Below are 8,904 nucleotides of genomic sequence, written 5' to 3'. Positions count from 1 at the left end.
GGGGATCCCCATGTGAGAGTAGGTCACCGCCAGGTCATAATTAGGCAAATAGCCGAAGGAAACCGTTAATCGAGGGATTAACGGTTTTTTTGTTTTTTGGGCTGGTGAGCACAAATCAAGGTTGAAGTGAAAGTGAAAAGCAAGTAAAAAGAAAAAAATAAGAGAGTAAAAAGCAAAAATCAAGAAAAGTAAGAAAGCAAAAAAAGAAAGTAAGTAACCATAAAACCAAGTGAGTAAAAAAGAAAAATAAGAAAGTAAGAAATAAAAAAATAGTAAAATTAAGAGAATAAAAGCAATAAAAATAAGCAAGTAAAATAACAACTAAAAAATAAAAGCCATAAAGCCAAAATAAAAAGAAGATAAAAATAGAGCCAAGCTAGCGTAACAAAGTTGCAAGATGATAGAGACCTGTAAATAGGTAAAGTGCGGTAAGAATTTAAAAATTTTTTCTATATTCTTATATAATCCTTTTAAGATATCTATCTTAATAAATTCTATAATTTATTGATTTAGTTTTATGCTATTTAAGTTTAAAGCAGTATAATTAAACTAGTCTATATTTATTTAATTAATAATATGAAAACTGATTTTTTATCATCACTTTTATTTTCTATTAGTGTTACTTTGCCAACAATATTATTGCTTGCTTTAGGCATTTATTTACGTAATAAGAAAATGATTGATGATAAATTTTGTGAGCAAGCAACTAAAGTTGTTTTTAATGTAACTCTTCCAGTTTTGCTTTTTTTTAGCGTGTATGGAAAAAACATAGATTATCATTCACAACTTAAAATCTTATCTGTTGGTATTATTGGTACCACATTACTTTTCATTTTAGCTGAAATATTTGCGGCTAAATTTATTATAGAAAAACGAGAACGAGGCATTTTTGTTCAAGCAATTTATCGTGGTAATAATGGGATTTTAGGTTTAGCATTTTGTATAGCGGCATTTGGTGAAAGTGCTACTGCACCAGCATCAATTTATTCTGCTGCGGTTATCTTTTTGTATAATATTTTAGCAGTTATCACGCTGACTCGTTCTCTTGCAACAGGAAAAGTAAGTATTCCTTTAATTTTAAAAGGAATTATTAAGAATCCTCTGATTATTGGAATTGTACTAGCCCTTATTGCTAATAGTATGTCTTTAGAGCTACCTAAACCATTATTATCAACAGGGCACTATCTTGCTAATGTTACCTTGCCATTAGCTTTAATCTGTGCAGGAGCAACAATTAATTTTTCAGTATTCTCAAATAAAACCTCACAAGTTGTATTATTAGGAAGTTTCGGTCGTCTATTTATCACTCCTATATTTATGGTTATTGTTGCAAAATGCTTTGGATTAGATGGCATGTTATTAGGTGTAGTTGCATTAATGAATACAACGCCTGTTGCTTCAGCAATGTATGCTATGGTGAGAGGTATGGGAGGTAACGCTACTATTGCAGCGAATATTATTGGTATTACTACTGTTGGTTCTATGATAACGACATCGTTAATTATTTTAGTATTATCACAAATTGGCTGGATTTAAAAACTGCGGTCATTTTTTGGCAATTTTATTCAAGTTGAGCATAAAGCAAATAATCAAATATAGTATAAAGTGATGATGGGTATATCTCTTTAAAAAGTCAATTTAATCTTGATAGTGTTGGTTATTTGTGAGCGTTTCTAATAAATTCATTATTGCTTCTTTTTGTAGTTGTGGAAGCACGTTCCATTTTTGATCTAATTCACTTATTTTTACTTCACTTAAAATCATATCATTTGACATACAATCTTGGAAAAACCAACTAATCGGTGTTTTTAAGAAGATTGCAATATCAACTAAATGAGCAACATTAATTTTGCTTACACCTCGCTCATATCTTGATAGTTGTTGCTGTGATAAATTGATGTATTCTGCTAGTTTTTCAGCTGAATATCCTAATTTTTTACGTTTTTCTTGTATGCGTTTCCCTATCAATTTATCTACTTCAGTTGCTAGTAATTGTGCCATTTCATACCTTTACATTATTTTACTTATTTATAGATATTTTGTTTATTTTTTCACTTGATAAAAGAGTAATAAATGAGTAATATCGATATCAAATACTCATTAATTGAGTGTTTGTTGTTTTTATTACTTATTTGAATTAGGGAATTAACTATGAAAAAACTATTTCTTTGCTCAATTGTGAGTTTATCCATCCTGTTGACTGCTTGTAGTGGTGGTGGTAGCGGTAGTGCACAAACTCCAGATGCTAGCAAAATAGATTTAACTAACAGTCCAAAAGGTGATGTGGCAGTTAATACGACAGCCGGAACCTTATATTCAAAATGAAACTTATGGTAAGAATTACTGGGATAATCATAACTTTGATGACCTTTCAACTCGAATATTATTAGGGTATGCTTATAAAAAAATGAATAATACTTTTCGTATTCAGCCTTTTTATGATAAGCGTTGGTATGGAAATCATTCTTTTCATTGGTCTAATGGTATTCAATTCACTTATGATTTTTATTTTTCTAAACAATGGAAAAATCAGACAATAATGTCTTTCGAAAATCGATCGTTTTTTAATGAAGATTTGCAATCAGGTTATATCAAAACATTGTCTGATACTATAATTTGGTATACCAATCCTCAACAGCTTTTTTATTTAGGTGGTGCTATTTCACAGGAAAAAACAAACGATAGACAGTATGGCTCAACGAGTAAAAATATTCGTTTAGGGTGGCTCCAAGAATATCAATGGGGCATTTCTAGCCAACTCAGTTTTTCATTTACTTATCGAAAATTTCACGATGAAGCTATATTAGCGGGGATTTTACCTCTTAATAAAACTAGACGAGACTTTATTTATATTCTGAATACTAAAATTTGGAAAAGAGATTGGTATTTTTGGGGCGTTACCCCAAAACTGAATTTGGTTTGGAAGAAACAGAAAAGTAATTTAGACACTTTATATTCTTATAAAGATAAGCAAATAACAATTCTGTTTGAAAAAACCTTTTAGTTATTTTCTTTATTAATAACACTAATTTTTACCGAAACTTCTTCTCCTAAGGCTAAACGTTTATCAATTCTTGCTGTTTCTACACATACCATAGTTTTATAACTTTCCTTGTTCATTCCGCTTGTTGCTTTATGCCAAGGGTTCCATACTACGATATTACTCGCATTTATATGTTCTACGTTGATTTGGCGTTGTAAGGCTTTATCTTGGATTATTGTGGTAGTGAATTTAGCTGAATAGATGCAATCAGTTAATTGATTAATTATTCTCGGAGAAGGAACAGTTTCTTGTTGTTTGTTTAAGGAATTAAAAACGTTGGTCGGTAAGCCATGTAGTTCAACTTGTTCAATATTAGCGATATTAAAATAACTATGTAAGGCAATTTGAGCATTTTCTTCAGCATAGTTAGTAAATTTAATTTCACATTCATTTGTAAATGTCATTGAGGTTTTTGCAATAATTAAATTTTCTTTAGAAAATAATGAAAATTCTAACCGCACTTTTTGTTCTGAAATATAGTAATCGCTAAGTTGCCATAAACTTATTCTAGCATAACCATGAGATGGCAGACCATCAGCATTACCAAACCAAGGATAACAAAGTGGAATACCACCACGAATTGCTAAACCTAATTTAAAGGGTTCAATTTTACTTATCCATAACACACTTTTTGTCGTATGTTGTGGTTTCCAATAAAATAAGTGTGCACCTTGTAGAGCAATTTCAGCTTGTCCCACGTTATGTTCTAACTTAATCACAGGAATTTCATTATATTGATATAAATTCAAGCCTGGTGCGATTCTTTTGATGAATTTAGTTTCCATAAAATTTCCTTTTTGTTCATTGGGTTTGATACAATATATCGCAAAATTTACTCGGATTAATAATTGAATTTTAGAATGACTAATATAGATCAAATTGAACAAGTTTTCTCAACAAATGGAAAGTTAAGCCAAAATATTAAGGGCTTTCGTCCACGAGCTGAACAACTTGAAATGGCGATTTCAGTAGAAAAAGCGATTACAAATAAAACTACATTAGTTGTTGAAGCTGGTACAGGAACAGGTAAAACCTTTGCTTATTTGACGCCTGCATTGTTAGCTAAAAAGAAAACTATAGTTTCAACGGGGTCTAAAAATTTACAAGATCAATTATTTAATCGAGATCTCCCTACGATTAAAAAAGCCTTAAATTATTCAGGCAAGATCGCCTTATTAAAAGGGCGGGCAAATTATCTTTGTTTAGAACGTTTAGATCAAGTGATTGCACAAGGTGTTCTTGGCGATAAATCAGTACTAGCAGACTTATCAAAAGTACGTAAGTGGAATAATGCAACTCAAACAGGAGATCTCACAGAATGTATTGAGCTTTCTGAAGATAGTCCTATTTTGCCACAGTTAACCAGTACTACCGAAAGTTGTTTGGGATCAGATTGTCCTAATTATAATGATTGTTATGTGGTTGCAGCACGAAAAAGAGCGTTAGCGGCAGATTTAGTGGTAGTAAATCATCATTTATTTTGTGCGGATATGGCAGTCAAAGAATGTGGTTTTGGTGAATTGATTCCAAATGCAGAAGTTATTATTTTTGATGAAGCTCATCAGTTACCAGACATTGCGAGTCAATATTTCGGACAATCTATTACTTCTCGTCAACTATTTGACTTATGTAAAGATATTAATATTGTGTATCGCACTGAAGTTAAAGATATGCAACAATTAGGTACAGGAGCAGATCATCTATTAAAAATGGTACAGGATTTTCGTTTATTATTAGGTGAAGGAAATAATCGAGGTAACTGGCGTGAATGGTTAGCTAGAGCAGATGTAAAAAAAGGATTCAAAGTATTACAAGAAAAGCTTGAGTTTATGTCTGAAGTGGTAAAATTGGCTTTAGGTCGTTCACAAACTTTAGATAGTATTTTTGAACGTATAGAAACAATTAAAAAGCAATTAGTGCGTTTAACGGATACTTCAATTACTGGATATTGTTATTGGTTTGAAACTTTTAATCGCCAGTTTGGTTTACACATCACACCATTAACTGTATCAGATAAATTTAGCGAACAAATGAATAATCACGGAAGTGCTTGGATTTTTACCTCCGCAACGCTTGAAGTTGGTGGTACATTTGATCATTTTTGTCAGCGTTTAGGTATTCAGAGTGCCGATGAGAAGATTTTGCAAAGTCCATTTAATTACTCAGAACAGGCGTTATTGTGTGTACCACGTTATTTACCAAGTAGCAACCAGACTCATACAATGAATAAGCTGGCTGAGATGTTGTTGCCTGTGATTGAGGCAAATAAAGGTCGTTGTTTTATGCTTTGTACCTCAAATTTTATGATGCGGGGATTTGCAGAATATTTCCGTGAACATAGTGAATTATCTATTTTATTACAAGGCGAAACATCTAAGTCTAAACTACTTGAACAATTTGTGCATGAACCTCATAGTGTATTAGTTGCTACTTCGAGTTTTTGGGAAGGCATTGATGTGCGAGGCGATGCTTTATCTCTTGTAATTATTGATAAGTTGCCTTTTACTTCTCCTGATGAACCATTACTAAAGGCTCGTGTAGAAGATTGTCAGTTACAGGGTGGAAACCCATTTAATGATATTCAAATTCCAGAGGCTGTCATTGCTTTAAAACAAGGGGTTGGACGTCTGATTCGTGATGTAACGGATAGTGGAGTCGTGATTATTTGTGACAGTCGTTTAGTGACTCGTTCTTATGGTGAAACCTTTTTAAAGAGTTTACCTGATGCAAAACGTACAAGAGATTTGAATAAAGTGGTAGAATTTCTAAAACAAATTCAAAACAATTAAGAAAAGAGAATTTAATGAGTTTAACATTATTAGCCTTAGACACTTCAACTGAAGCTTGTTCTGTGGCGTTATTATATAATGGGGAAAAGACCCATCTAGATGAGGTCGCACAGCGTTCTCATACAAAACGTATTTTACCTATGATTGATGAAATTTTAAGTCAATCTGGCGTGAGTTTACATCAAGTGGATGCATTAGTATTTGGGCGAGGACCAGGTAGTTTTACAGGAGTGCGTGTAGGTACAGGCATAACTCAAGGCTTAGCCTTAGGGGCAGATTTACCAGTGATTCCCGTTTCTAATCTAGCGGTAATGGCACAAGCAGCTTATGAACTTTATCAAATTGAACAAGTGAATGCTGCCATTGATGCTCGTATGAATGAAGTGTATTTTGCACAGTTTAAAGCTGAAAAAGTGCGGTCAGATTTTGGAGAATTTTTGCAATGGCGAGAATTAATTTCTGAACAAGTTTGTGCACCTGAACGAGTGTTGGAACAATTATCTCAGGTTCAAAATTTAGGTGAATGGCTAAATGTAGGAACGGGTTGGGCGGCTTATGAAGTATTAGCTCAAAGCCAGTTCGGAAAAATGTCAGATATTCAATTACCTTCAGCATTATATATGTTATCACTTGCTTTACCTGCTTGGTATAATAAGCAATATGTGAATGCCGTAGAGGTTGAACCTGTCTATTTACGCAATGAAGTGACATGGAAAAAACTTCCAGGTCGAGAATAATCTTTAACTAATAGTTCATTTACATATGAATAAGTGAGGATAAAATGAAGAAATTACTCATTTTGCCAATGATTGTTTTATTATCAGCTTGTGTTTCAGCCCCTCCAGGACTGGAACGTGATGAATTTACTATTCAAAGCCTTAAAAAAATTGAGGCAGATGATTATGCCTGCAAATGTAAGAAGGTACGCTTAGCTGGACAAGTTATTAATGCAGAGGCATTAAAAGGTAAAACAAAAGTTGAAGTGCTATCTCTTCCTGTATCAACTTATTCTGCAAAACCCGTAATTGATAGTATTTCCGATGGAAGATTTATTGCCTATATAAATGGTTTTATTGATCCTAAAGCATTAAAAGATCAATATATTACCGTATTAGGCGTGCTTAATACTAAACATATTGGTAAAATTGATGAAGTTGATTATCACTATCCTGTTGTAGAGGTATCTGCATATAAACAATGGCGTTTAGCTGAAGAATATTATTATGACTATGATGACTCTTGGGATGATTATTTTGATCATCGTTGGAGATGGGGACCATTTTGGCAGCATCGTTATCCAGAATTAAGAGTTCGTTACAATTTGTATTAAAAACCTATCAAAATTATTAAGGGAATAGAATGGAAAAGGGTTGGTTTAAAAACTATCCAGAAGGAAGTTTACAGGAAATTGATACGTCAGAGTATCGTAGTATTTTGGATATGTTTGATAAGGCAGTACGTGAGCATCCTGATCGTCCAGCTTATATTAACATGGGGAAAGTGCTCACTTTCCGTAAATTAGAAGAGCGTAGTAGAGCATTTGCAGCTTATTTGCAAAATGAATTGAAATTGAAAATGGGTGATCGTGTTGCATTAATGATGCCAAATTTATTGCAATATCCTATTTCATTATTTGGTGTATTAAGAGCAGGATTGGTCGTGGTTAATGTCAATCCACTTTATACCCCTAGAGAGCTTGAACATCAATTACAAGATAGTGGCGCAAAAGCGATTGTTGTGGTGTCTAATTTTGCTTCAACGGTTGAAAAAGTGGTGTTTAATACTGATGTAAAACATGTTATTTTGACTCGAATGGGAGATCAACTTGCATTTGGTAAACGTACTTTAGTGAATTTTGTCGTGAAGTATGTTAAGAAACTAGTGCCTAAATATAAGCTACCTCATGCCGTTACTTTTCGTGAAGTGTTAAGTATTGGCAAACAACGCCAGTTTGTTCGTCCTGATTTAGGTCGTCATAATTTAGCCTTTTTGCAATATACCGGCGGAACTACTGGCGTTGCCAAAGGTGCAATGTTATCTCATGGCAATATTATAACTAATATTTTCCAAGCTAAATGGATTGCAGAGCCTTTCGTCGGAGATTCAAGTCGTCAGCGTAACGGATTAATTCCTTTGCCGCTTTATCATGTTTTCTCACTTACTATGAACTGTTTGTTGTTTATAGAATTAGGGATAACTGGATTATTAATTACTAATCCACGTGATATTGACGGATTAGTAAAAGAATTAAAGAAATATCCAGTTGCAGCTATAACAGGTGTAAATACTTTATTTAATGCTTTATTGAATAATGAGAATTTTAAAGAAGTAGATTTTTCACAATTAAAGCTTGCAGTAGGTGGTGGAATGGCTATTCAGCAATCTGTCGCTCAACGTTGGCATGATTTAACTGGTGTGAATTTGATTGAAGGTTATGGTATGACTGAATGCTCGCCTTTAATTGCGGCCTCTACAATTTTAAGCAATAAACATGATGGTTCTATTGGTGTACCTGTGCCAAATACTGATATTCGTATTATGAAAGATGATGGTTCAGAATGTGCTTTAGGTGAGCCTGGTGAACTTTGGGTAAAAGGCGATCAAGTGATGCAAGGTTACTGGCAACGTCTTGAAGCAACAGGTGAAGTGTTAAAAGATGGTTGGATGGCAACTGGTGACATTGTCATAATGGATGAAAATTATATTATGCGTATTGTAGATCGCAAAAAAGATATGATTTTGGTTTCAGGTTTTAATGTTTATCCAAATGAAATTGAAGATGCGATCATGCTAAATCCTAAAGTATTAGAAGTGGTGGCTATTGGTGTTCCTCATGAAGTTTCAGGTGAAACGGTAAAAGTATTCGTGGTGAAAAAGGATGATAGCTTAACACGTGATGAGTTGCGAACCCATTGTCGCCAATATTTAACAGGTTATAAAGTCCCTAAAGAAGTTGAATTTAGAGAAGAATTGCCTAAGAGTAATGTTGGAAAAATTCTTCGTCGTGTACTTCGAGATGAAGAGCTTGCTAAACGCAAGAATAGCTAACTTATCATATTTTATAAATGGCAC

At 33.4% G+C, this 8,904-nt stretch carries 9 protein-coding genes; 7 read left to right on the top strand and 2 right to left on the bottom strand.

What is annotated here, in order from left to right; all coding sequences use genetic code 11:
- Window positions 1-576: 576 nt before the first annotated feature.
- Window positions 577-1,536 (top strand): AEC family transporter, encoded by a 960-nt coding sequence (locus BN1226_RS10425; protein WP_044471147.1) that lies wholly within the window; start codon window positions 577-579, stop codon window positions 1,534-1,536.
- 102 nt (window positions 1,537-1,638) lie between these two features.
- Here the strand turns inward: BN1226_RS10425 and BN1226_RS10420 are convergent, their stop codons facing one another.
- Complete coding sequence (locus BN1226_RS10420) at window positions 1,639-2,001, bottom strand: helix-turn-helix domain-containing protein (RefSeq protein ID WP_044471146.1); 363 nt, start codon at window positions 1,999-2,001, stop codon at window positions 1,639-1,641.
- A gap of 150 nt (window positions 2,002-2,151) precedes the next feature.
- On the opposite strand from BN1226_RS10420, the gene BN1226_RS10810 reads away from it, so the two are divergent.
- Together BN1226_RS10810 and BN1226_RS10415 are read left to right on the top strand one after the other, a co-directional pair.
- Window positions 2,152-2,325 (top strand): hypothetical protein, encoded by a 174-nt coding sequence (locus BN1226_RS10810; protein ID WP_162183153.1) that lies wholly within the window; start codon window positions 2,152-2,154, stop codon window positions 2,323-2,325.
- Complete coding sequence (locus BN1226_RS10415) at window positions 2,282-3,004, top strand: surface lipoprotein assembly modifier (RefSeq protein ID WP_239384698.1); 723 nt, start codon at window positions 2,282-2,284, stop codon at window positions 3,002-3,004. Before BN1226_RS10810 ends, BN1226_RS10415 begins: the two co-directional genes overlap by 44 nt.
- Here the strand turns inward: BN1226_RS10415 and BN1226_RS10410 are convergent.
- A complete protein-coding gene (locus BN1226_RS10410) occupies window positions 3,001-3,828 on the bottom strand; it encodes a D-hexose-6-phosphate mutarotase (RefSeq protein WP_044471145.1) in 828 nt (275 codons plus the stop codon). The genes BN1226_RS10415 and BN1226_RS10410 overlap by 4 nt on opposite strands.
- Window positions 3,829-3,903: 75 nt before the next feature.
- On the opposite strand from BN1226_RS10410, the gene BN1226_RS10405 reads away from it, so the two are divergent.
- The 4 genes from BN1226_RS10405 to fadD are packed head-to-tail and all read left to right on the top strand — an operon-like array spanning window position 3,904 to window position 8,880.
- On the top strand, window positions 3,904-5,832 hold the full coding sequence (locus tag BN1226_RS10405) for a DNA repair helicase YoaA (RefSeq protein WP_044471144.1): 1,929 nt from the start codon (window positions 3,904-3,906) through the stop codon (window positions 5,830-5,832).
- A 14-nt stretch (window positions 5,833-5,846) separates the two neighbouring features.
- The gene (gene tsaB / locus BN1226_RS10400) at window positions 5,847-6,569 is read left to right on the top strand and encodes a tRNA (adenosine(37)-N6)-threonylcarbamoyltransferase complex dimerization subunit type 1 TsaB (RefSeq protein ID WP_044471143.1); all 723 of its coding nucleotides are present in this window, start codon (window positions 5,847-5,849) and stop codon (window positions 6,567-6,569) included.
- Window positions 6,570-6,613: 44 nt separating this feature from the next.
- Window positions 6,614-7,162, top strand: coding sequence for a Slp family lipoprotein (locus BN1226_RS10395; RefSeq protein WP_005758969.1), 549 nt, complete (start codon window positions 6,614-6,616; stop codon window positions 7,160-7,162).
- 29 nt (window positions 7,163-7,191) lie between these two features.
- Window positions 7,192-8,880 (top strand): long-chain-fatty-acid--CoA ligase FadD, encoded by a 1,689-nt coding sequence (fadD, locus tag BN1226_RS10390; RefSeq protein WP_044471142.1) that lies wholly within the window; start codon window positions 7,192-7,194, stop codon window positions 8,878-8,880.
- Window positions 8,881-8,904: the final 24 nt, after the last annotated feature.

Origin of the sequence: Mannheimia massilioguelmaensis (assembly GCF_000940515.1) — a bacterium.
In the GTDB taxonomy this organism is placed as follows: domain Bacteria; phylum Pseudomonadota; class Gammaproteobacteria; order Enterobacterales; family Pasteurellaceae; genus Basfia; species Basfia bettyae.
Note: the sequence above shows the minus strand (reverse complement) of the source record. Positions and strands in the feature narration are given on the sequence as shown.